The sequence below is a fragment of the Pseudomonas sp. NBRC 111133 genome, assembly GCF_001320605.1.
Classification (GTDB): domain Bacteria; phylum Pseudomonadota; class Gammaproteobacteria; order Pseudomonadales; family Pseudomonadaceae; genus Aquipseudomonas; species Aquipseudomonas monteilii.
The window spans coordinates 1-21,767 of the sequence record NZ_BCBJ01000042.1; the positions used below are offsets into that span (position 1 = coordinate 1).

Sequence of the window (21,767 nt, forward strand, 5' to 3'; positions counted from 1 at the left end):
GAGGCCGGGCCTGCTCATGCTGCTCTCCCAGCATCCACTGCTGCCCGATTGCTGCCTCAGCAGCACCCCATCACATGCCGACCCCGCAAACCACCACCCCACAGGCCCTGCGCCGTCCATGGCATAGCCGTTGCACCACCCTCCCCACTCGCACACTCTCCCCCTTCAGGAGCCCCCATGACCACCGAATTCTTCTGGCGCCTGCCGCTGGGCACCGACGGTCCGCAGCTGTCCACCGATCGCCACAACCGCGGCAACCCCGTGCATCGCCCCGGCAACATTGCCCCCGGCCGGCTGTCGGGTGGCCAGGCCGACGGTTTCACCTACATCGACTACATCGCCCAGGTAGCCAAGGCTACCGAACTGGCCGGCTTCGAAGGCGCACTGCTGCCCACCGGCCCGGAGCCATGGATCGCCGCCGCTGCGCTGGCCCGCGAAACCCGCCGCATCCGCTTCCTGATCGCCTTCCAGGCCACCTGGACGCTGCCCGCCTATGCCGCGCAGCAGGCAGCGATCCTGCAAAACCTCAGCGGTGGCCGCCTGGACTGGAACATCATCACCGGCGGCAACCCGGCCAGCCAACGGGCCAATGGCGACTTCCTGGAACACGACCTGCGTTACAAGCGCACCGGCGAATTCCTCGACGTGATCCAGGGCCTGTGGCAGAACGACACGTTCTCCTACGCAGGCGATATCTACCGTCTGGAAAACGGCAGCCTGCCGCCGGGCCTGCAACACGAACGCAAACCGGGTGTGTACTTCTCCGGCTTTTCCGATGCTGCGTTGGACGTGGCCGCGCGCCATGCCGATGTGTACCTGAACTGGGCCGAGCCGATTGACAAGCTCAAGCCGCACATCGAACGCGTACGCGAGCTGGCCGACAAGCAGGGCCGCACCGTGCGTTTCGGCCTGCGGGTCGACCTGTTCGCCCGCGAGACCGAAGAACAAGCCTGGCGCGAACTGCGCCAACAGTTCGAGCGCCTGGAAGGCAAGGCCAGCGCCTCGGCCAAAGGCTTCATAACCGGCTCGGACTCCGTCGGCGGTGCACGCCAGGCAGCCTATCACCAAGGTTTGCAGGGCTTTGAGGAACTGGTCCTGGCACGCAACCTGTGGGCCGGTTTCGCCAAGGCCAAGCCTGGCCCCACCGTAGGCCTGGTGGGCAGCCACCAGCACATTGCCGAACGCCTGGCCGAATACCGCGATGCCGGTTTCAGCACCTTCATCCTCGCCGCCAACCCGCACCTGGAAGAAGCCCTGCGCATCGGCCAGGAAGTGCTGCCGCTGGTGCAGCAAACCACCCCAGCCCCCTTGCAGGCCAGCGCCTGAACCTACCGGAGCACACCATGAGCCAACCCCTCGATACCCTGTGGTACACGCGCTGTCCGGTGCCCACCGGCCTGGGCATCGCCGTGCAGCAAGGCTGGCTGCAGGACGACCTGGCCAGCCTTGGCACCCAGGTGCAGTCCTTGCGCGAAGCCGACCAGCAGGCCGTGCGCGAATCGCACTTCGACCACAGCTTGCTCAATTCGGTACGCCACGGCGGCAGCATCCCGGCCATCTGGGCCCGCGCCCAAGGGCGTGACACCCGTGTGATCGGCCTGTCGTGGGCCGATGAAGCGCAGTTGATCCTGACGCGACCAGACAGCGGCATCCACACCGTAAAAGACCTCAAAGGCCGCCGCTTTGGCCTGCCTGACTGGGCCTCGGCACAGATCGACTTTACCCGCGCCCAGGCCCTGCGCGGGCTGGAAAATGCCCTGAAGCTCGAAGGCCTGCAAGTGGGCGACGTGGAGCTGGTCAACTACCGCTACGACGGCACATTCAGCGACCGCCCGGTGCGCAACGTGGCCGGTACACCGGTGTCCAGCACCCAGAGCGAAGGCCGCAACCTGGAACTGGCCGGCCTGCTGCGCGGCGAGGTGGACGCCACCTTCCTCAAGGGCGCCAGTGCCGCGCAACTGTCCCACGCCTTTGCCCTGCGCACGGTGATCGACACCGGCAGCCACCCCGACCCGCTGATCCGCAGCAACAATGGCACGCCGCGCACGCTGGCGGTAGACAGCCACCTGCTTGAGCAGCATCCGCAGGTGGTGCGTACCTTGCTCGGCTCGGTACTGCGCGCCGAACATTGGGCCCACCAGCACCCGGATGAAACCCGCCGCTACCTGGCGCGGGAAACCAACAGCAGCGAATACTGGGTGCAAGTGGCCTACGGCGCTGACGCCCACCTGCGCCTGAGCACCCGCCTGGACGAGCAGGCCATCGACGCCCTGCAGGACTTCGTCGAGTTTCTCAAGCGCTGGCGCTTCATCCCTGCCCGCTTCGAGGTGCGCGACTGGATCGCCCGCCAACCCCTGGACCAGCTGCTGGCCCCCCTTCCCATGGACAGGAAACCCGCGACCCCATGACCAAGCCCCTGGAAACCCTCTGGTACACCCACAGCCCCGTGCCCACCGGCCTCGGCATTGCCGTGCAGTCAGGGCGACTGGCCGAGGCCTTTACGCCGTTCGGCACCAATATCCAGTCGTTGCGTGAGTCCAGCGAACGCGAAGTACGCGAAGCCCACTACGACCACCACCTGCAGAACTCGGTACGCCATGGCGGCAACATCCCGGCGATCTGGGCCTACGCCAGTGGCGTCGAGACCCGTGTACTGGGGCTGTCGTGGAGCGATGAAGTGCAGCTGATTCTCACCACCGAAGAAAGCGGTGTGCGCAGCATTCGCGACCTGAAGAACCGCCGCTTCGGCCTGCCCAAATGGGCCAATGTGCAGATCGACTTCACCCGCGCCCAGGCCCTGCGCGGGCTGGAGAATGCCCTGAAGCTGGAAGGCCTGGCGGTGGCCGATGTCGAGCTGGTCGACTATCCCTACGGCGGCACTTACAGCGACGATGCCAAGCAGCACCTGTATGGCGCCGAAGTGAGCCTGGACACCAGCCGCTTCAGCCGTCGCAACAACGAGCTGATCGGCCTGCTGCGTGGCGATATCGATGCCATCTTCCTCAAGGGCGCCCATGCGGTGCACCTGGCCCACGAGTTCGGCCTGCGCGTGGTGGTCGACACCGGCAGCCATCCCGACCCGCTGATCCGCAGCAACAACGGCACCCCGCGCACCCTGACCGTGGACCGGCACTTGCTGGAAAACCACTTCGATGCCAGCTGTACCTTGGTCGATACGGTGCTGCGCACCGAACAGTGGGCCTGGGCCAACCCGGAAGAAACCCGGCGCTTTCTGGCGCGCGAGCTGAACACCAGCGAGTACTGGGTGGCGGCGGCCTATGGCGACGATGCGCACCGGCGTTTGCGCACGACGCTGGACAGCCGCTCGATCGAAGCGCTACAGGACTTTACCGAGTTCCTGTTCAGGTGGGGGTTCATACCGCGCCGCTTCGGTGTCCGGGAGTGGATTGATTTTCGGGTGCTGGAGCATGTGATCGGCTCGACGTCCCGGTTGGCGGTTTGAATGCCGGGGCGCGCCTTGCGCCCCTAAGCCACACACGTGCGCGCCAGGCGCGGGTCAGTGCGCCAGTGCCTGGCGGAACCGTCGGGTGCTGGCAACCGCCAGCACCAGCCCGATGACTGCCACGCTACCGCCCACAAGGCCGATATCCGCCACGTCCATCTGGCTGCTGACGATACTGCCCAGCAGCGCGCCACCACCAATACCGATGTTGTAAATGCCCGAGAACAACGCCATGGCCACATCGGTGGCGTCGGATGCCAGCTTCAACGTCTTCGACTGCAACGACAGGCTGAAACTGAGAATCGCCACACCCCAGAACATGCTCAGTACCGCGAACGCATAGAAGTTGCCCGACAGCGGCAGCAACAACAGCAGGCACGCTGCCAACAGGCCGATCGAACCCACCAGGAAACCATGGGGGAAACGGTCGCTGTAGCGGCTGAACAGCAACGAACCGAACACCCCGGCACCGCCAAACAGCAGCAGCAACAGCGTGGTGCGCTCACCGCCAATCTGCGCCACATGCAGCGCGAACGGCTCAATGTAGCTGTAGGCGGTGAACTGCGCCGTGATCACCAGCGTCACCAGCGTATAGGTAATGACCAGCGCCTGGCGCTTGAACAGGATCGGCAGGCTGCGCAACGAGCCGGAGTTCTGGCTGGGCAGCAGCGGCAGCGATTTCATCAGGCACAGCATGGTGGCCAGCGCCACCCCGGCAATGCTCAGGAAGGTGATGCGCCAGCCCAGCGCCTCACCCACCACGCGGCCCAGCGGAATGCCCAGCACCATGGCCAGGGTGGTACCAGTGGCCAGCAGGCCCAGCGCCTTGGCCTGCTGGCCCGGTGGTGCCACGCGCACCGCCAGCGAGGCCGTGATGGCCCAGAACACCGCATGCGCCAAGGCAATACCGATACGGCTGACCAGCAGCATGGCAAAGCTCTGCGACAGCCACGACAACAAGTGGCTGACAATGAACACCAGGAACACGCACAGCAACAAGCGCCGCCGTTCGACGTTACGGGTCAGCAGCATCATCGGCAGCGAGGCCAGCGCCACCACCCAGGCATAGATGGTCAGCATCAGGCCGACCTGGGCAGTGCTCATGTCGAAGCTGCGGCCAATGTCACTCAACAACGCCACCGGCACGAACTCGGTGGTGTTGAAGATGAAGGCTGCCAGGGCCAGGGCGATGACGCTCAGCCAGCTGCCGCCGCCCGCCGTGGGTGGCTGGTGGGTGGGTATGGGTCCGTTCATGGGTGCAAACCGCTTCTCCGCAGACAAGGCAACAGGTCGCACGCCAGCCACCCGCTTGCAGGGGCGCCGACGCACGCTTTGTTATTGATAGGAATGCCCGGCATGGTACGCGTCAAGCCGGAGCCTCACAACCGCGTGGTAGGCAGAAGGAGTACCATGCGCGTTTTGTGTGAAACGCGCGTGCAACAAGGAGCCCGATCCGCTCATGGACAAGCAGCACCCCCAGCAGCAGTGGCAGCAGGCGGTAACTGCCTACGCCCAAGCCGTCAACGACTACGTCGCGCAGGGCCGTGCGCAAGGCTGGGATAACCTGGAAGCGCCACAGGCGCCAGCCACCGGGCACTTGCTGGACGCCTGGCTGGCTGCCCTGCAGGCCGCCAATCGCCCTGGCATCGACGAACAGCAGCGCCGAGCGTTTCGCGAGGCCTGGCCACCCGCACACCACCCCTTGGCACCGTTGCTCGATGACCACGGCCAAGGGATCAGCCATGTCCTGCTGCTGGAGGACGGCAGCCTGCTGGCCCGCATCGGCATGCCTTACGACAAGGGCCAGGTCGTGCGTATCGACTGCCATGGGGTGACGCCGGTGATCGGCATCGAGCACTTCGGCCGCTGCCCGGCCCGCCGCTACTTCGCCCTGGCTAATGCCGAGGGCGTGCGTGTGACCGACGGCTGGGGTGGCCCGCAAGTACAGCGGTTGGCATGGCCAAGCGGGCTTGAGGGGTTGCCGTCGGGGTACCCGTTCGAGCCGTTCGACCTGCCGCCCGCGCCAACCGCGCTGGTCCCCTTCCCGGATGGCCAGCGCGTGCTGCTGGTAAGCGCCGAAGGGATCTTCGTGCTGACCACTCAAGGTGCGACTCGCCTGCTGCCGCAACAAACGCGGGTGCTCGACGAGCTGGCCGAAGGCACCGACCCGGACGACATCAGCCTGAGACTGAGCATGGAGCATGGTGCGGTATCGGCGGATGGCCAGCTGATCGTGGTGGGCGAGCAAGGCACCCGCCACCAGGTGCTGGATGCCCAGCTCAGGCCGGTTGCCGAGATCGGCCCAGGCAGCGAGTACCCGCACTTTGCGTTGTTCAACCGCACGGGTGACCAGTTGATCGTCAATGCCTGCCATTTCCATAGCGGTGCAACGCTGGCAGTGAAGGTGGCGGACTTGCCGGGGCTGGATACCGATTACTACAGCCAGGACCCGCGTACCCCGCTGGTGCAGGACGGCGCCAGGGTCTATGCCGGGGTGGCGCGCGATGGCGAGTACATTGTAGGGGATGCCTATGGCTACCTGCGGGCGTTCGGGGAGGATGGTACCGAACATTGGCAGCATTACCTGGGGTCGACCATCAGTGCGATGGATATCAGCGCCGATGGGCAAACGCTGGTGGCGGCGAGCCATGCGGGGGTTGTGTCGGTGATCGCGCTGGACAGCGGGCGGCCTGAATGGCAGATCGGCACCGGGGCGCATGGCGAGGTGCGGCGGTGGTTGTTCTGGAAGGGTTGGGACAAGGCGATGGCCTGGTAACGGCTCCAGCCGCTTTATTGCCTGTACTGGCCTCTTCGCGGGCAAGCCCGCTCCCACAGGGACCGCACAGACTTTGAAAACTGTGCAGTACCTGTGGGCTTGCCCGCGAAGAGGCCGGTACAGACAACCGAAAATAATCAGCCCTGCAAAGTGGCCATGTCGATTACGAACCGGTACTTCACATCACCGGCAATCATACGCTCGTACGCCTGGTTGATATTGCGAATATCCAGCATCTCGATATCGCAACGGATGTTGTGCTCGGCGCAGAAGTCCAGCACTTCCTGAGTCTCGGCAATGCCCCCGATCAACGACCCCGCCAGCACCCGGCGCTTCATCACCAGGTTGGCCGCGTGCACCGCCGGGTCGATCGGTTCGATCAGGCCGACCAGAATGTGCACACCGTCGAACTTCAGGGTTTCAAGGTACGGGTTGAGGTCGTGCTGTACCGGAATGGTGTCCAGCAGGAAATCGAACCGGCCGGCAGCAGCGTGCATCTGCTCGGCATCGGTGGACACGATCACGTGGTCGGCGCCTTGGCGGCGGGCTTCTTCGGCCTTGGCCTGGGACCGGGTGAACAGGGTCACTTCGGCACCCAGGGCCTTGGCCAGCTTGATGCCCATGTGGCCAAGCCCACCCATACCGAGGATGCCGATTTTATGGCCCGGGCCGACGCCGTGGTGCTTGAGCGGCGAATAAGTAGTGATGCCGGCGCACAGGATAGGCGCCGCGCTGGGCAAGTCCATGCCAGCCGGAATGCGCACCACGAAGTGCTCGCTGACCACGATGCTGCTGGAATAACCGCCCATGGTGTTGCTGCCGTCGACCCGGTCCGGGGTGGCGTAGGTCATGGTCGGGCCTTCCAGGCAATATTGCTCCAGGTTCTTGGCGCAGGCTTCACAGTGGCGGCACGAGTCGACCATGCAGCCGACGCCCACCAGGTCACCGACCTTGTGCGCAGTCACCTGGCCGCCCACCGCCGTGACGCGGCCGATGATTTCGTGGCCGGGCATCAGCGGGTACACGGCAATGCCCCATTCGTTGCGCGCCTGGTGGATATCGGAATGGCACACGCCGCAGTAAAGGATTTCGATGGCGACATCGTCCGGGCGTGGGTTGCGGCGCTCGAAGGTGACAGGGGCCAGGAGGCTGGTGGGGGTTTGGGCGGCGTAACCGATGGCGGTATACATGCAGGGCCTCGCAGTAAAGTGAAACGATTCAGGCGGCGCATTTTGCGCGCCGTTTGCTGCCTCGCACACGGCTGATTCTCCGGCATGCATGCCTGATTCTCCGAAGATTCCCCCCAGCATCTGGCGCTACACCTTCAATCTGCGATGATTAGGCTGTCCGATTCTCTGCCCCTGGTTCACCATGCAACTGACCCGCCACGTCGACGCCAACGCGCCGCTCTGCGCGCTGATCCGCAGCCTCGCCACGCGCCCTGGCTTCGTCCCCACGCACCTGCCCCAGGTACAGGTGCTGAGCTGGGACCACTATGTGGCCAGCAGCCCTCAGATCTACGAGCCCAGCCTGATGATCCTGGCCCAGGGCAGCAAGCTGGCGCGCCTGGGGCCGCGTACCCTGGAATATGGCGCCGGGCATTACCTGGTGCAGGCGTTGTCGGTCCCGTTCATGTGTGAAACCTTCGCCACACGTGAAGCGCCCTTGCTGGGCGTGGCGGTAGACATCGACCGTGGCGTGCTGAGTGAACTGGTGCAAAGCATGGACCTGGCACCGGACGCTGCAGTGCAGGCACAAACCCCGCAATCAATGACTTCGGCAGCGCTGGATGCGCCGATGCGCGACAGTGTGGAGCGGCTGCTGCACTGCCTGCAGGACCCGCTGGATGCCAAAGTGCTGGGCCCGGCGCGCGTACGCGAAGTGCTGTACACCGCCCTGCGCGGCCCACAGGCCGGTGTGTTGCGGGCACTGGTGGAGCAACAGGGGCACTTCGCCCGCATCGGCGCCGCCCTCGCCCACCTGCGCGCGCACTACAGCGAGCCGCTGAGCGTGGAGGCACTGGCTGCGCGGGCAAACATGAGCGTTTCGACCTTCCACGAACACTTCAAGCGCTGCACCGACATGGCACCGATGCAGTACCTCAAACGCCTGCGGTTGTTAAAGGCGCAGCAGATGCTGATCGGTGAAGGCCTGGGGGTGGCACAAGCTGCGCACCGGGTGGGCTACCAGAGCACCTCGCAGTTCAGCCGCGAGTACAAGCGCCAGTTTGAACGCAGCCCGGGGGATGAGTCGCCGTATCAGAGCTTGCCGGTGTAGCAGACCATCACCGCGTTTAGAGCCATGGCATTGATTGCGGGCTTGCGCGCAGCTTTGCCCAGCGTCAACTCGAAAGCGGCCACTGTTCCAATGGCCAGTAAGATCCCTTACGCGACTCGTATAGCGTGAAGTGGCGTGCCGAGAGGTAGAACTCCGGCGCGCTGCAGGCTTCGGGCGGTTGCCCACGGTAATCCCTGGACAGCGTCAAGTGCGGGCGATATTCACGGCTGGCGGCCTCCACCCCCAACGGCAGCAACGCCTGCTGCAACCCGTACACCAGTTGCAACAGGGCCGGCGGTGTCTGCTGTGCCTCCAGCACCAAAGCGCTGGCCCGCTGCCACACCTGCAAACGGTCGAGCAACAGCCGTGGCGGCGCAGTCGGCAGCGCCAGTTGATCGACCGCCGCACAGATCGCAGGCACCTGCGCGGCATCCACGTCACCAAGAAACAGCAACGTGACATGAAAGTTGGCCGCCGACACCGGTTTGCCGCTGCGCAGGTTCAAACCCCGGCGCCACTGCGCCAGGGCACGGCGCTGTACATCGCTGACCGGCAGGGCGAAAAACAGCCGTTTGAAGGGGCTACCGCTGGGTCGTGCATCCTGAACCATACAAACTCCCGAACATGAAACGTTTGCGCAAGACTGTAGGGCATTACACCAATGTCGCCCCGTCGTTTCGTAACAATAAGTACAAACTGCCCCCATGATTGTTTATGCTGGCTGGCTTATGCCATGGCGCATGGCCATTTTTCGACAAGTAAACGTCCATGAAAATTGCACTCGTACTTATCTTCGTCCTCTCGATCGCCTATGTTCACCTTCGCGGTCGGGTTCGTCACAAGCTGACCCGCCAGCTGGGCGACCATTCCAGCTTCCTGGCCCCGGTCAACAGCTTCCTGTACCTGTTTTCCAAGCTGCCGGCCAAGCCTTACCTGCCGGTCGAGGCCTTCCCCGAACTCAAGCCGCTGCAGGACCACTGGCAGGAAATCCGCGAGGAAGGGCGCCAGTTGCTGCATGTGGGCGAAATCAAGAAGTCCGACAATTACGATGACGTCGGTTTCAACTCGTTCTTCAAGACCGGCTGGAAGCGCTTTTACCTGAAGTGGTACGGCGAAAGCCACCCGTCGGCAATGGCCCTGTGCCCACGTACCACCGAGCTGCTGCAAGGCATCGGCACCGTCAAGGCCGCCATGTTCGCCACCCTGCCGCCGGGCGCCAAGCTGGTGCGCCACCGTGACCCGTATGCCGGCTCGTACCGCTATCACCTGGGCCTGGATACGCCAAACGACGACGGTTGCTACATCGACGTGGACGGCGAGAAGTACTCGTGGCGCGACGGTGAGGGGGTGATCTTCGACGAAACCTACATTCACTACGCGGCCAATACCACCGAACACAACCGCATCATCCTGTTCTGTGACGTCGAGCGCCCGCTCAAGTACCGCTGGGCAACGGCGTTCAACCGCTGGTTCAGCCGCAACGTCATGGCCGCCGCCGCCGCGCCCAACGGTGACGGCGACAAGACCGGTGGTATCAACCGGCTGTTCACCCGCATCTACAAGATCCGCGAGCGTGGCAAGGCACTGAAGAAGCGCAACCGCATGCGTTACTACCTGGAAAAATGGGCCGTGGTCGCGGCGTTGGTGCTGGTGTTCATCTACATCTGACCGGTTTATGCAGGCCCTTCTACCATCGGCCTGCGTACACCCACCAAAGTACAAGCCTCACACTTGCCACACTTCGACTAGCCTGAAAGCTCCACTCGCAACCCCCCCAAGGTGAAGACGATGAGCATGATGGACTGGGACGCCTACCGTAAGCAGTTGATGGCCGGCATCGGCGATCTCAAGCAACTCTCCCCCGACACCGTGGCCGGCTACATGACCGCCAGCGGTGCGGGGGCCAAGACCAACCACCTGGACGCCAAGACCCGCGAGCTGATCTCTCTGGCGGTGGCTGTGACCACCCGCTGCGACGGCTGCATCGCCGTACATTCGCAGCAGGCGGTCAAGCATGGCGCCAGCCGCGAGGAAATTGCCGAGGCCCTCGGCGTGGCCGTGGCCATGAATGCCGGTGCCGCGCTGGTCTACTCGGCGCGGGCCATGGATGCTGTGGGCAAGGCCAACGGCTGAGCACAAACGGCTCCGCCGCCCTTGCGCGACGGCGCCGCGCGATCCAGACTGGGCGGCTTAGCCCGCGCAGGAACCCGCATGATCCACATTCGCCCCATGACGCTCGACGATTTCGATCGTTTCTGGCCCACCTTCCAGGCCATTGTCCAGGCCCGTGAAACCTATGCCTTCGACCCCGCCCTAAGCTTCGAACAAGCCCGCCAGTTGTGGCTGGAACTGCCCTTGCACACGCTGCTGGCCGAAGAAGATGGCGAGCTGCTGGGTTCGTATTACCTCAAGGCCAATGCTGCCGGGCCTGGTGCGCATGTGGGCAATTGCGGCTACATGGTCTGCGAACAGGCGCGTGGCCGTGGCGTGGCGCGCCTGATGTGCGAGCACTCGCAGAAGCTGGCACGTCAGGAGGGCTTTCTGGCCCTGCAGTTCAACTCGGTGGTGGCCAGCAATGAAGTGGCCGTGGCGCTGTGGCGCAAACTGGGCTTCGAGACCGTTGGCCGCTTGCCCAAGGCTTATCGCCATGCCCGCCTGGGGCTGGTGGACTGCCTGGTGATGTACAAATGGCTGGCGGACGAGCCGGTGGTGGAGAAGCCGCCATTGCTGATCGGGCGCAAGAATATCGAAGCGCGGGTGTCGCGCCGGCGCGGGCGCTGATCGGCCAACCGCGCTCACCCACACCGCGCATTTGACGCCCCGGCGTTTCAATGGTCAGATGCGCGCCAGTTTCAGGTGCCCTGTACCGCCGCGTGCAGGGTGAAACGGGAAGCCGGTGCGTCGTATCGACCACGACAAGTCCGGCGCTGCCCCCGCAACGGTAAGCGAGCGAACCCTTCGACATACCACTGTGCATGAGCATGGGAAGGTGAAGGTTTCATGCCCCTCGCAAGCCCGGAGACCGGCCTGGAGCTTCACTTGGCAACCCGCGGTGGGCGGGCGCAGGCCGGTATCCGTGCGCGCGCCTGCCTGCACGGTGCGCCTTTGCGTGTTTTCCACCGGGATCCATTCATTCCTGCAGCAGTGGAACGACATGTCCCGTATGTTCAAGCTTCATCCCCTGGCGGCCTGCCTGGCCGTCGCCCTGCCAGCCCTGGCCGATGACCAAGGCCGACAGCCCCTGGCCCTGCCCTCCACGGCCATCACCGACACCCTCGACAGCCACGCTATCGACCTGGTCACGCCGACCCAGGCCGGCTCGCGCCTTGGCCTCAACGCCCTGGAGACGCCGGCCAGCACCAGTAGCATCAGCACCGAGCAGATCCAGCAGCGCAACAACCTCACGGTGCAGGACGCCGTGACCCGTTCGCCGGGCATCACCTTTGTCGGCTCCCCGGGCGACGGCGGCACGGGCCTTTCTGCTCGCGGCTTTGCCGGGCACAGCTCGGTGATGACCCTGTTCGACGGCGCACGTCTGTACACCGGCGCCGGCACCCAGACCTTCCCTGTCGACCCGTGGATGGTCGAGCGCATCGACGTGATTCGCGGCCCGGCTTCGGTGCTGCATGGCGAGGGCGCCACCGGTGCGGTGGTCAACGTGATCCCGAAAAAGCCGTTTGCCGGCGAAGTGCGTAACCACCTGCGCCTGGGGTACGGTTCGTGGGACCGCCAGCAGCTCGGCCTGGACAGCGGTGGCAGCCTCAGCGAACGCCTGAGCTACCGCCTGACCCTGAACCAGCAAAGGGGCAATGGCTGGGTCGACCGCACCCCTTCGCGCAGCCTGGCCCTGAGCGCCGCGCTGCGTTTCGACGCCAGCGACGACCTCAGTTTCACCCTTGCCCACGACCGTGGCGATGCGGAGCCAGCCAACTACTACGGCACGCCACTGATCGATGGCCACTACCGCAGCAGCCTGCGCAAAAAAAACTACAACGTGCAGAACGACGTGCAGCACTACGTCGATGAATGGACCCGGCTGAACACCGACTGGACGCTGAACGACCACCTCAGCGCCAGCAACCAGCTGTACTACATCAAGAGCCGCCGCCACTGGCGCAACGCCGAAGACTACAGCTGGGACGCCGAGCGCCAGGAGTTGCAACGCGGCAGCTACCTGGAGATCAAGCACAACCAGGAGCAGTTCGGCGACCGCCAGACCTTTACCTTCGACCACACCCTGTTCGGCCTGGCCAGCAAGACCGTGGTGGGCGCCGAGTACAACAAGGTGCGTTTCAACGTCGACAGCAATGCCCCCTACAACGACGTGGGCGGCGACTACATCGACCCGTGGCAGCCGCAACCTGGGTGGTTCCACAGCGCCTCGCCCCTGCGCCCGCAAACCTTGTCCACCACCCACACCTTCGCCTTGTTCGCCGAGAACCGCCTGCAGCTGAGCGATCGGTTGTCGTTGGTCACGGGCGTGCGCCGCGACCAGAACCACATCGACCGCGACAACCTGGTCGATGGCAGCCGCAGCGACCACAGCCTGCAAGGCGGCAACTGGCGCGTCGGCCTGGTGTATGCGTTTACCGACGACCTATCGCTGTACGGCCAGTACTCCACCAGTGAGGATGGGGTGAACAACCTCATCAGCCTCAGCCCGGCTCAGATGCACTATGACCTGACCGAGGCGAAGCAGACCGAGGTGGGCCTGAAGCAACGCTTCTGGGACGGTCGCGGTGAATGGACGTTGGCGGCCTACCACATCGTCAAGAAGAAGCTGCTGGTTGACGACCCGATCACCCACGAGAGGCAGCAGGCCGGGCAGCAGACGTCTGATGGCCTGGAAGCAACCCTGGAACTGGCGCTGGCGCATCAGTGGCAGGTGTCGGCGAACGCATCGCTGGTGCGCGCCAAGTATGATGACTTTGACGAAATGGTCGGTGGTGCAGCGCAGGACCGTGCGGGCAATCGCCCGGCCAATGTGCCACGGCGGACTGCCAACCTGTGGCTGAGCAAAGGCTTCGGGCAGCAGGTGGAGGCCGGCATTGGTGTGCGTTATGTGGATGAGCGCTTTGCCAATACTGCCAATACCCAGAGCGCGCCTGGGTACACCGTGGTCGATGCCAGTGTTGCCTGGCAAGTGCTACCGGACGTGCGGCTGGGGTTGCAGTTGAACAACCTGTTTGATCGTGAGTATGTGCAGTCGGCGTTCAGTGGGCAGCAGTGGTTGATGGGGATGCCACGATCGTACTTTGCGACGGTGGATTACAGCTTCTGATTCAGGTTGCCTGTACCGGCCTCTTCGCGGGCTCGCCCGCTCCCACAGGGATATCACAAACATTGAAAACTGTGGTGTACCTGTGGGAGCGGGCAAGCCCGCAAAGAGGCCGGCACAGGTAACACAAAACCCTCTACCAACCTCTAACCAATTAGTTATAAGATAACGTTTTACATGACATTCATTCCTATCAGCGACCCTCCATGACAAGCGCCAGCGCCACCCCCACCCTGCTCACCCAGCGCCTGCAGAGCATCGACGCCCTGCGCGGCCTGGTGATCCTGTTCATGCTCCTGGACCACGTCCGCGAAACCTTCTTCCTGCACCGTCAGGTCAGCGACCCGATGGCCATCGACACCACCGAGCCGTCGCTCTTCATCAGCCGCACGCTGGCCCACCTCTGCGCGCCAGTGTTTGTCCTGCTGACCGGCCTTTCGGCCTGGCTGTACGGCGAAAAGCATCAGGGCCGTGGCGATGTGTCGGCGTTCCTGTTCAAACGCGGTCTGTTTCTGGTGGCGCTGGAGTTTACGCTGGTCAACTTCGCCTGGACCTTTCAGCTGCCGCCCAGCGTCATCTACCTGCAAGTCATCTGGGCGATTGGCATCAGCATGATCGCCCTGTCGCTGCTGGTATGGCTGCCACGCGCCGCCCTGCTGACCCTGGGCGCAGTCATCGTCGCCGGCCATAACCTGCTCGACGGCCTGCACTTCGGCGTGGAATCGGCCTTGCATGTACCGTGGGCGATCCTGCATGACCGTGGCTGGCTGGCGTTTTCCGATACCCTGCGCCTGCGCACGTCCTACCCGGTGCTGCCGTGGATCGGCGTCATCGCCCTGGGCTACGGCCTGGGCCCGTGGTTCGCCCGTGGCAGCGAGGCCGGCGAACGTCAGCACCGCCTGCTGCTGGCCGGGCTGGTCGCGTTGCTGGGCTTTGTCGTGTTGCGAATGTTCAACGGCTATGGCGAGGCGCCCTGGAGCGGCTACCCAACCTTCACGCAAACCCTGATGAGCTTCTTCAACATCACCAAATACCCGCCGTCACTGCTGTTCCTGGCACTGACCCTGGGCTGCGGCCTGCTGTTGCTGCGCGCCTTCGAGCGCGCCGGCCAGGCCCGCTGGATCAGCGTGCTGGCGGTGTTTGGTGCTGCGCCGATGTTCTTCTACCTGCTGCACCTGTACGTGCTGAAGCTGCTGTACCTGGCCAGCGTGGCGCTGTTCGGCCTCAACCATGGCGACTATTTCGGTTTCGATGGCATCGCCGCCGTGTGGCTGGGTGCCGTTCTGCTGGCCGCGTCGCTGTACCTACCGGTGCGCAAGTTCGCCCGCCTGAAAGCGCGCCGTCGCGACATCACCTGGCTGAAGTATTTCTAGCTGCAAGTTGCAAGCTGCAAGAGGTGGCAGCGTACGCCTGCTCGCTTCTGCTTGAAGCTTGAAGCTTGAAGCCGAAGGCGTCTAAGATGCGGGCCGCCGGTTTCCACCACGGAATTAATAGGGAATCCCAGGCCCGCCAACACGGGCCAAACGGAACTGCCCCCGCAACTGTAGGTGCCGAGCCTGCTCCATCGATGCCACTGGGCGTAATAGCCCGGGAAGGCTGGAGCCGGGCCATGACGCACCAGTCAGGAGACCTGCCGGCCTACTTATACCAACCGGCGGGGTGTCCGGGATTGGCCATCTGTGTTGCCCCTGCCAACGGCGGGGCGCGGCGATGCCTGTCCGTGCGTTCCTCACCCGAACTGTCCGATAGGAGATCGCCCAGCATGCTGCCCCGTTTCGCCACCCTGCTCGCCGGCCTCGGCCTGACTGGCCTGGCCCAGGCCGCCGCCACCCATTACCCGCTTACCGTCGAGAATTGCGGCAGGCCGCAGACGTTCGCCCAAGCGCCGCAACGCGCCGTCACCATCGGCCAGGCCGGCACTGAAATGCTCTACGCACTGGGCCTGGGTGACAAACTGGCTGGCACCTCGTTGTGGTTCAACAACGTACTGCCCGAATACAAGGCGCAGAACGACAAGGTGCCGCGCCTGGCCGACAACGACCCAAGCTTCGAGGCGGTAGTGGGCAAGCGCCCGCAACTGGTCGCGGTACAGTTCGAATGGATGGTCGGCGCCCAGGGCGTAGTCGGCACCCGCGAACAGTTCGACGAACTGAAGATACCCACCTACCTGCTGCCGTCGGACTGCGAAGGCAAGGACAACCTGGTCGGCGCCGACGGTACTCGCCTGCAAGCGTTCCAGGTAGGCAGCATCTACAAGAGCGTCAGCCAGCTGGCCGAGATCTTCGATGTGCAAGACCGCGGCACTGACCTGAATGCCGAGCTTAAAGGCCGCCTGGACAGCGCCAAGGCACACCTGGCGGGCAAGGACCTGTCCGCCACCTCGGCACTGTTCTGGTTCTCCAGCGCCGACCTCGACATCGACCCGTACGTGGCCGGCCGCCAGGGCGTCGCCGACTTCATGCTGCGCACCCTGGGCGTGCGCAACGTGGTCGAGTCCACGGAGGAATGGCCCACCGTAGGCTGGGAAACCTTGGCCAAGGCCAACCCCACCTGGCTGATCATCGCGCGCATGGACCGTCGCCGCTTCCCCGCCGACGACTACCAGAAAAAGCTCGAATTCCTGCGTAGCGACCCGGTTACCCGCAACATGGACGCGGTGAAGCATGACCGCATCATCATCCTCGACGCCGACGCCATGCAGGCCGGCATCCGCCTGTTCAGCGGCCTGCAGACGTTGTCTGCCGCCTTTGCCAGCGGTAAAGCGGCCCAGTGATGATTCGCCTGTTACCTTGCATCGCGGTCGCCCTCGCAGCCCTGCTGGCCGCCTTGCTGGCCGGCACCGCCATGGGTGAAACCAACCTGTCGCCCCGTGTGGTTGGCCAGGTGCTGGCCAACCACCTGTGGCAGGCCGGCTACCCGGTCGACCCGATCGACGCCGGCATCGTCTGGAACTACCGCCTTACCCGCACCCTGGTCGCCGCTGCTTGCGGTGCCGGCCTGGCGACGTGTGGCGTGATCCTCCAGGCGCTGTTGCGCAACCCCTTGGCCGAGCCTTATCTGCTGGGGCTGTCTGCCGGCGCCTCGACCGGCGCGGTGCTGGTCGGCCTGCTGGGGCTGGGTGGCCTGGCATTGAGCATGTCCGCCGGGGCGTTCATCGGCGCACTGGCCGCATTCACCCTTGTTCTGGTACTGGCCCGCGCGGCCGGCCCCGGCAACAACAACGCCCAGGTCATCCTTGCCGGCATTGCCGGCTCGCAACTGTTCAACGCGCTGACCGCCTTTCTGATCACCAAGTCGGCCACTGCCGAACAGGCACGCGGCATCCTCTTCTGGCTGATGGGCAACCTCAGCGGGGTACGTTGGCCATCGGTGTGGCTGGCGGTGCCGGTGGCACTGTTCGGCCTGGTGGTGTGCCTGTTGCACCGCCGCGCGCTGGATGCTTTTACCTTCGGCGCCGATTCGGCTGCTTCGCTGGGCATCCCGGTGCGGCGCATCCAGCTACTACTAATCAGTTGCGCGGCGCTGGTGACGGCGGTGATGGTGTCCATCGTCGGTGCCATCGGTTTTGTCGGGCTGGTGATTCCCCATGCCCTGCGCCTGCTGCTCGGCCCCGGGCACAGCCGCCTGCTGCCCGCCAGCGCACTGGGCGGCGCGCTGTTCCTGATTGCCGCCGACGTGCTTTCGCGCACCTTGATTGCAGGCCAGGTGATCCCTGTGGGAGTGGTCACCGCGCTGATCGGGGCACCGGTCTTCGCGCTGATTCTGGTTAGCCGCCGGGGGCGCTCATGACCGTCATGACCGCTGTACAGGTTTCGCCCCTGAGTTGCCAGGGCCTGGGGTTGCAACTGGCCGGCAATACCGTGCTCAGCGGTATCGATCTGAGCGTTGTCGCGGGTGAAACGCTGGGCATTGTCGGCCCCAACGGCTCAGGCAAGTCTTCGCTGCTCAAGTTGCTGGCCGGGCTGCGCAAGCCGGCCAGCGGCAGCGTGCAACTGCTGGGCGAACCGCTGGCACAGCTGTCCCGCCGCCGTGTGGCGCAGGCCCTGGCACTGGTCGAACAACAGGCCGACACCCTCGATGCAATCCGTGTGTTCGACGCCGTGGCCTTGGGCCGTACACCTTGGCTGTCAGCACTGGCTCCGTTCTCACAAGAAGACCGTGTCATCGTCGAGCAGGCGCTGGCTGACCTCGACGCCCTGCACCTGCGCACACGCCTTTGGGGCACATTGTCCGGTGGCGAGCGCCAGCGCGTGCACATCGCCCGCGCCCTGGCGCAACGGCCGCAAGTACTCTTGCTGGACGAGCCGACCAACCACCTGGACATCCAGCACCAGCTAAGCCTGCTGCAACAGGTTCAGGCCCTGCCGGTCACCACCCTGGTAGCGCTGCACGACCTCAACCAGGCGCTCACCTGCGACCGCGTGGCCGTACTCGACAAAGGCCACCTGGTCGCCCTGGGCAAACCCCTTGAAGTGCTCACCCCCGAGCGCCTGCTGAACACCTTTGGCGTTCACGCCCATTACCTTACCGACCCCTTCGACGGCGCGCGCATCCTGCGCTTTCGCGCCCCCTGAACCAGGACGTTCACCCGATGCCGCTGCGCCCTCTCGCCTTGCTGCTTGCCAGCACCCTGCTCGCCCCGGCCGCGCTGGCCGACGTGTACGAAGTGAAAATGCTCAACCGTGGCAGCGAAGGCGCGATGGTGTACGAGCCGGACCACTTGCGCATCGCGCCCGGCGACACCGTGCGCTTCCTGCCCACCCAGAGCGGGCACAATGCGGCCAGCGTGGCAGGCCTGCTGCCCACCGGGGCCAAGCCCTTCAAGAGCAAGCTGAACCAGCCGTTCGAACAGACCTTCAGCGAGCCGGGCATATACGGCATCCAGTGCATTCCGCACCTGGCGATGGGCATGGTGATGGTCGTTCAGGTAGGTGACGCATCGGCGACCGAACTGCCCGCCAACTTGCCGGCGCGGGCCAAGGCCCGCTTTGCTGCCCAGTTGCAGAAGCTTGAGGCCGCGCAATGAGCCGGTTGTTGTTGGCGCTGCCACTGCTGGGGCTGGCGCCCTTCGCCCAGGCCGACTCCGCACAGTCGCAAAGCAACGGTTTTGTCGAGGATGGCAGCTGGAGCATCCTCAACCGCAGCGTGTTCGACCAGCGCGACTACAAGCGTGGCGGGCGCAACAGTTCCGCACGAAATACCTACAAGCCACGCAGCGAACGCAGCGGCAAGGCTGAAGAATGGGCCTAAGGTTTGATGGGTACCTTCCAGTCTGGCTTTACTCAAGGCCTGATAGGTGTCGGCGTAGATGCCCACGCCTACCTGGGCGTGCAACTGGACAGTGGCGGCGGCCGTGCGGGCAAGGCGCGCTTGCTGGGGGTCGATAACGACGGGCACCCGAAGAACGAATACAGCCGCGCAGGTGCGGCATTGAAACTGCGCATGGCCAATACCGTGTTGTCCTACGGTGAGCAGCGGATCAAGACCCCGGTGTTCAGCTCTTCCGACAGCCGCCTGCTACCCGAAACCGCCACCGGTTATTTCCTTACCAGCAACGACTTCAACACGCTCAAGCTGGTGGCCGGGCACTTCAACGAGAGCACCGACCGCAATGCCACAAGCCACGATCAGGGCTTTGTGGTGAACTACTCCAACGGCAAACAGGGCAACAGCTTCGACCTGGCCGGGGTGGTCTGGAACCCGGGCGCCCGCTTCAGCGGCAGCCTCTACACCTCGCGCTACGAGGACAGCTGGAACCAGCATTACCTGGGCAGTACCCTCAGCCATGCGCTGGATAACCGCCGCAGCGTCAGCCTGGACCTCAACCTGTACCGCACCACCGACACCGGCAAGGCGCTGTCCGGGCGCATCGACAACACCCCCTGGAGCCTGGTATCGCGCTACAACCAAGGGCCGCACGGGTTCAGCCTGGGCTGGCAACAGGTAGACGGCAACACGCCGTTCGACTATGTGACGCGTGGCGCGATCTTCATTGCGAACGCGGTGCAGATGTCGGACTTCAACGCACCCAACGAAAAGTCATGGCAGGCACGCTATGACCTGAACATGGGGGCCTATGGGGTGCCAGGGTTGAACCTGACGGCGCTGTACGTGCGGGGGTTCGATATCGACGGCACACATGTCGACCCGACTGGCGGGTATGCGTACCTGGGGTATGCCAAGGGTGGCAAACATTGGGAACGCGACCTGGAGGCGCGGTATGTGGTGCAGAGTGGCAAGGCCAAGGGCACCACGTTCTCGCTGCGGCATAACATGCACCGGGGGAACACGGCGCAGGCGGAGCTGGATGGTGACCAAATTCGCTTGGCGGTGGAATGGCCACTTTCGGGTAGTTTCTGAGGTACGGTGTTGCCTGGATGGGGGCCGCATAGCGGCCCCAGTAACTTTCAGGCAACCGAGCTGCCTGCAGGCAGCAACCCCCACTCCACCCGTTCCTGAACGCTCATCGTCGCCAATACCTCGGCAAAGGTCTGCTCAAGCTCCGAACTGACATTGCCAAATACCCGGTAGTTGGTCAGCAGGTAGCGCTTCACCGTCCTCGGCCAGCGCCGTTCCTTGTGCGCCGCATTGATGATGCCTTTGGCATCATGCCGCGTCGCGCCACGCCACAAGTCCATCAACCTGTTCTCGAAATCGCCGAAGGTCCACAGGTCACTGCGGTCCTCGAACTCGTCCAGCAGTTTAAGTTTGTACAGGGCCATGTGTGGCATCGTGAGCCTCCCTCGGTGCAGTGAAAAAGCCTTGCATGAGGGAAGTTAATCAAGCCGGGCCGTCCTGGAAATGAACGCGTCGATCACGCCGAAAAGGCCGCTGTAGGGGCTTTCCCACAAATCACCGCAGCCGCAGCTGCATGTGCGTGGTCTGCCAGACCGGGTCTTGCTCCACGTCCACCACCGCAAACCCATGCCGTTCCCAGAACGCAATCGCACCCGGGAGAAACGGATGCGTATGCAGGTACAGGCAATCGATACCCGCCTGCACCGCCTGCTCGCGCAATGCACTGAACAACGCGCCAGCCAGCCCCTGCCTGCGATAGGCCGGCAGCACGAACAGGCGTACCACCTCCACTACCCGCTCGGCGTGATAGTCAAGCTGGGCAAAACGATGGTCATAGGGCACATAGCCGATCACCGCGACCAGCCGACCGTCATCGCGGGCTTCAAGAAAGCACCCCGCGCCGTCCAGGTAGGTTTCGGCAAAGTGCGCAAGGTCGTGCGGCAAGGGGGCCGCGACAAGCATCGGGAACAGCTCGCGGCGGGCGCTTTCGACAAACGCCACGACTTCGGCAATGGCGACGCACTGTACAGGTTGCAGGGTCCGGTTCGGCATGGGCTGCTGGCAATGGTTGGAGGGCTGGGTTCTACACCAGCGTGCCGGTCAAGGCAAATCACGGGGCTCGTCGCGGCCATGCGGACATCGGTATAATCGGCAGTCTTCACTGCCCGACCAGGCCACGCCATGCCTCGCTTCCAGAAGTTGCTGTTGCCCCTGCTGCTGACTGCCGCCCTTGCCGCCTGCGACCAGAAGCCCACCCGTAAACAACAGATAATCGCCCAGCTACCGCTGCAGGATGCCTACACGCACAATATCGAGCGCATGGCCACGCTGCTCGGCCGCACTCACCCGCAGCTGTCGCAAGCCACCATCCAGGGCGTACTGCGCAAATACCTCACCGTCGAGGACCAGCACCAGGACCTGTTCCGCCTCTACAGCGAACAGAATTTCAGCGACGCCGAGTTCGCCACCATCGTCGATGCCACCCAGGACCCGGCCAAGGCCCGCGCGCTGGAAGACACCGAAGCCGGCCGGCGCCTGAGCGAAAAGGTCACTGCCCTGATGCGCGAAACCGCCCGCGATGTGAAGGTGCAGGCGCTGGTCGAGCGACGCATGCAACAGGTGGAAGACGAGCTGAATGCGCTAGACAGGGCAGGCTCCTGAATGCAGCGCCCGTT

20 protein-coding genes, 1 pseudogene and 2 riboswitches are annotated in these 21,767 nt (G+C 64.3%); of the genes and pseudogenes, 16 read left to right on the forward strand and 5 right to left on the reverse strand.

Features of this window, described 5'->3' with window-relative positions; all coding sequences use genetic code 11:
• Window positions 1-177 precede the first annotated feature (177 nt).
• From APH36_RS08175 to APH36_RS08185, 3 genes are read left to right on the forward strand one after another with little or no spacing between them, the layout of a single operon-like run.
• On the forward strand, window positions 178-1,326 hold the full coding sequence (locus tag APH36_RS08175) for an LLM class flavin-dependent oxidoreductase (protein ID WP_060498217.1): 1,149 nt from the start codon (window positions 178-180) through the stop codon (window positions 1,324-1,326).
• 17 nt (window positions 1,327-1,343) lie between these two features.
• Window positions 1,344-2,408 (forward strand): ABC transporter substrate-binding protein, encoded by a 1,065-nt coding sequence (locus APH36_RS08180; protein WP_060498218.1) that lies wholly within the window; start codon window positions 1,344-1,346, stop codon window positions 2,406-2,408.
• Complete coding sequence (locus APH36_RS08185) at window positions 2,405-3,463, forward strand: ABC transporter substrate-binding protein (RefSeq protein ID WP_060498219.1); 1,059 nt, start codon at window positions 2,405-2,407, stop codon at window positions 3,461-3,463. Before APH36_RS08180 ends, APH36_RS08185 begins: the two co-directional genes overlap by 4 nt.
• Window positions 3,464-3,517: 54 nt before the next feature.
• On the opposite strand, the gene APH36_RS08190 is transcribed toward APH36_RS08185, so the two are convergent.
• Complete coding sequence (locus APH36_RS08190) at window positions 3,518-4,717, reverse strand: sugar transporter (RefSeq protein ID WP_060498220.1); 1,200 nt, start codon at window positions 4,715-4,717, stop codon at window positions 3,518-3,520.
• Between the two features lie 205 nt (window positions 4,718-4,922).
• On the opposite strand from APH36_RS08190, the gene APH36_RS08195 reads away from it, so the two are divergent.
• Window positions 4,923-6,239, forward strand: coding sequence for a hypothetical protein (locus APH36_RS08195; protein ID WP_060498221.1), 1,317 nt, complete (start codon window positions 4,923-4,925; stop codon window positions 6,237-6,239).
• Between the two features lie 137 nt (window positions 6,240-6,376).
• On the opposite strand, the gene calA is transcribed toward APH36_RS08195, so the two are convergent.
• A complete protein-coding gene (gene calA, locus APH36_RS08200; protein ID WP_060498222.1) occupies window positions 6,377-7,429 on the reverse strand; it encodes a vanillin reductase in 1,053 nt (350 codons plus the stop codon).
• 181 nt (window positions 7,430-7,610) lie between these two features.
• On the opposite strand from calA, the gene APH36_RS08205 reads away from it, so the two are divergent.
• A complete protein-coding gene (locus APH36_RS08205; protein WP_060498223.1) occupies window positions 7,611-8,516 on the forward strand; it encodes an AraC family transcriptional regulator in 906 nt (301 codons plus the stop codon).
• Between the two features lie 64 nt (window positions 8,517-8,580).
• On the opposite strand, the gene thpR is transcribed toward APH36_RS08205, so the two are convergent.
• On the reverse strand, window positions 8,581-9,126 hold the full coding sequence (gene thpR, locus APH36_RS08210; protein WP_060498224.1) for an RNA 2',3'-cyclic phosphodiesterase: 546 nt from the start codon (window positions 9,124-9,126) through the stop codon (window positions 8,581-8,583).
• 158 nt (window positions 9,127-9,284) lie between these two features.
• On the opposite strand from thpR, the gene lpxO reads away from it, so the two are divergent.
• The 10 genes and pseudogenes from lpxO to APH36_RS08260 all read left to right on the forward strand — a co-directional run bounded on the left by lpxO (window position 9,285) and on the right by APH36_RS08260 (window position 20,154).
• Complete coding sequence (gene lpxO, locus APH36_RS08215) at window positions 9,285-10,184, forward strand: lipid A hydroxylase LpxO (RefSeq protein ID WP_060498225.1); 900 nt, start codon at window positions 9,285-9,287, stop codon at window positions 10,182-10,184.
• Between the two features lie 120 nt (window positions 10,185-10,304).
• Window positions 10,305-10,649, forward strand: a complete 345-nt coding sequence (locus tag APH36_RS08220) for a carboxymuconolactone decarboxylase family protein (RefSeq protein WP_013973174.1) — start codon at window positions 10,305-10,307, stop codon at window positions 10,647-10,649.
• Window positions 10,650-10,727: 78 nt separating this feature from the next.
• Window positions 10,728-11,297, forward strand: coding sequence for a GNAT family N-acetyltransferase (locus tag APH36_RS08225; protein ID WP_060498226.1), 570 nt, complete (start codon window positions 10,728-10,730; stop codon window positions 11,295-11,297).
• Window positions 11,298-11,353: 56 nt separating this feature from the next.
• Window positions 11,354-11,562: riboswitch (cobalamin riboswitch) on the forward strand.
• Window positions 11,563-11,670: 108 nt separating this feature from the next.
• Window positions 11,671-13,797 (forward strand): TonB-dependent siderophore receptor, encoded by a 2,127-nt coding sequence (locus APH36_RS08230; RefSeq protein WP_060498252.1) that lies wholly within the window; start codon window positions 11,671-11,673, stop codon window positions 13,795-13,797.
• A 203-nt stretch (window positions 13,798-14,000) separates the two neighbouring features.
• Window positions 14,001-15,167: a DUF1624 domain-containing protein gene (locus APH36_RS08235; protein ID WP_060498227.1), complete on the forward strand. Its 1,167-nt coding sequence runs from the start codon at window positions 14,001-14,003 to the stop codon at window positions 15,165-15,167.
• Between the two features lie 80 nt (window positions 15,168-15,247).
• Window positions 15,248-15,447, forward strand: a riboswitch (cobalamin riboswitch).
• A 109-nt stretch (window positions 15,448-15,556) separates the two neighbouring features.
• Window positions 15,557-16,567 (forward strand): ABC transporter substrate-binding protein, encoded by a 1,011-nt coding sequence (locus APH36_RS08240; RefSeq protein WP_060498228.1) that lies wholly within the window; start codon window positions 15,557-15,559, stop codon window positions 16,565-16,567.
• Window positions 16,567-17,583, forward strand: a complete 1,017-nt coding sequence (locus tag APH36_RS08245) for an iron ABC transporter permease (protein WP_060498229.1) — start codon at window positions 16,567-16,569, stop codon at window positions 17,581-17,583. The genes APH36_RS08240 and APH36_RS08245 overlap by 1 nt, the downstream gene beginning before the upstream one ends.
• The gene (locus APH36_RS08250; RefSeq protein ID WP_060498230.1) at window positions 17,580-18,368 is read left to right on the forward strand and encodes an ABC transporter ATP-binding protein; all 789 of its coding nucleotides are present in this window, start codon (window positions 17,580-17,582) and stop codon (window positions 18,366-18,368) included. The genes APH36_RS08245 and APH36_RS08250 overlap by 4 nt, the downstream gene beginning before the upstream one ends.
• A gap of 17 nt (window positions 18,369-18,385) precedes the next feature.
• The gene (locus APH36_RS08255; RefSeq protein ID WP_060498231.1) at window positions 18,386-18,820 is read left to right on the forward strand and encodes a pseudoazurin; all 435 of its coding nucleotides are present in this window, start codon (window positions 18,386-18,388) and stop codon (window positions 18,818-18,820) included.
• A pseudogene (locus APH36_RS08260) lies at window positions 18,817-20,154 on the forward strand (OprD family porin). The gene APH36_RS08255 and the pseudogene APH36_RS08260 overlap by 4 nt, the downstream one beginning before the upstream one ends.
• Before the next feature lie 47 nt (window positions 20,155-20,201).
• On the opposite strand, the gene APH36_RS08265 reads toward APH36_RS08260, so the two are convergent.
• Both APH36_RS08265 and APH36_RS08270 read right to left on the reverse strand, forming a co-directional pair.
• Window positions 20,202-20,525, reverse strand: a complete 324-nt coding sequence (locus tag APH36_RS08265; protein WP_060498232.1) for a hypothetical protein — start codon at window positions 20,523-20,525, stop codon at window positions 20,202-20,204.
• A 121-nt stretch (window positions 20,526-20,646) separates the two neighbouring features.
• On the reverse strand, window positions 20,647-21,144 hold the full coding sequence (locus APH36_RS08270) for a GNAT family N-acetyltransferase (RefSeq protein WP_060498233.1): 498 nt from the start codon (window positions 21,142-21,144) through the stop codon (window positions 20,647-20,649).
• Window positions 21,145-21,273: 129 nt separating this feature from the next.
• Here APH36_RS08270 and APH36_RS08275 point away from each other — a divergent pair, with 129 nt between their 5' ends.
• Window positions 21,274-21,753: a hypothetical protein gene (locus APH36_RS08275; protein WP_060498234.1), complete on the forward strand. Its 480-nt coding sequence runs from the start codon at window positions 21,274-21,276 to the stop codon at window positions 21,751-21,753.
• Window positions 21,754-21,767: the final 14 nt, after the last annotated feature.

Coding starts and splice junctions, on each gene's coding strand:
- APH36_RS08175 (WP_060498217.1), top strand. CDS start 178: ATGACCACCGAATTCTTCTGGCGCCTGCCGCTGGGCACCGACGGTCCG.
- APH36_RS08180 (WP_060498218.1), top strand. CDS start 1,344: ATGAGCCAACCCCTCGATACCCTGTGGTACACGCGCTGTCCGGTGCCC.
- APH36_RS08185 (WP_060498219.1), top strand. CDS start 2,405: ATGACCAAGCCCCTGGAAACCCTCTGGTACACCCACAGCCCCGTGCCC.
- APH36_RS08190 (WP_060498220.1), bottom strand. CDS start 4,717: ATGAACGGACCCATACCCACCCACCAGCCACCCACGGCGGGCGGCGGC.
- APH36_RS08195 (WP_060498221.1), top strand. CDS start 4,923: ATGGACAAGCAGCACCCCCAGCAGCAGTGGCAGCAGGCGGTAACTGCC.
- calA (WP_060498222.1), bottom strand. CDS start 7,429: ATGTATACCGCCATCGGTTACGCCGCCCAAACCCCCACCAGCCTCCTG.
- APH36_RS08205 (WP_060498223.1), top strand. CDS start 7,611: ATGCAACTGACCCGCCACGTCGACGCCAACGCGCCGCTCTGCGCGCTG.
- thpR (WP_060498224.1), bottom strand. CDS start 9,126: ATGGTTCAGGATGCACGACCCAGCGGTAGCCCCTTCAAACGGCTGTTT.
- lpxO (WP_060498225.1), top strand. CDS start 9,285: ATGAAAATTGCACTCGTACTTATCTTCGTCCTCTCGATCGCCTATGTT.
- APH36_RS08220 (WP_013973174.1), top strand. CDS start 10,305: ATGAGCATGATGGACTGGGACGCCTACCGTAAGCAGTTGATGGCCGGC.
- APH36_RS08225 (WP_060498226.1), top strand. CDS start 10,728: ATGATCCACATTCGCCCCATGACGCTCGACGATTTCGATCGTTTCTGG.
- APH36_RS08230 (WP_060498252.1), top strand. CDS start 11,671: ATGTCCCGTATGTTCAAGCTTCATCCCCTGGCGGCCTGCCTGGCCGTC.
- APH36_RS08235 (WP_060498227.1), top strand. CDS start 14,001: ATGACAAGCGCCAGCGCCACCCCCACCCTGCTCACCCAGCGCCTGCAG.
- APH36_RS08240 (WP_060498228.1), top strand. CDS start 15,557: ATGCTGCCCCGTTTCGCCACCCTGCTCGCCGGCCTCGGCCTGACTGGC.
- APH36_RS08245 (WP_060498229.1), top strand. CDS start 16,567: ATGATTCGCCTGTTACCTTGCATCGCGGTCGCCCTCGCAGCCCTGCTG.
- APH36_RS08250 (WP_060498230.1), top strand. CDS start 17,580: ATGACCGTCATGACCGCTGTACAGGTTTCGCCCCTGAGTTGCCAGGGC.
- APH36_RS08255 (WP_060498231.1), top strand. CDS start 18,386: ATGCCGCTGCGCCCTCTCGCCTTGCTGCTTGCCAGCACCCTGCTCGCC.
- APH36_RS08265 (WP_060498232.1), bottom strand. CDS start 20,525: ATGCCACACATGGCCCTGTACAAACTTAAACTGCTGGACGAGTTCGAG.
- APH36_RS08270 (WP_060498233.1), bottom strand. CDS start 21,144: ATGCCGAACCGGACCCTGCAACCTGTACAGTGCGTCGCCATTGCCGAA.
- APH36_RS08275 (WP_060498234.1), top strand. CDS start 21,274: ATGCCTCGCTTCCAGAAGTTGCTGTTGCCCCTGCTGCTGACTGCCGCC.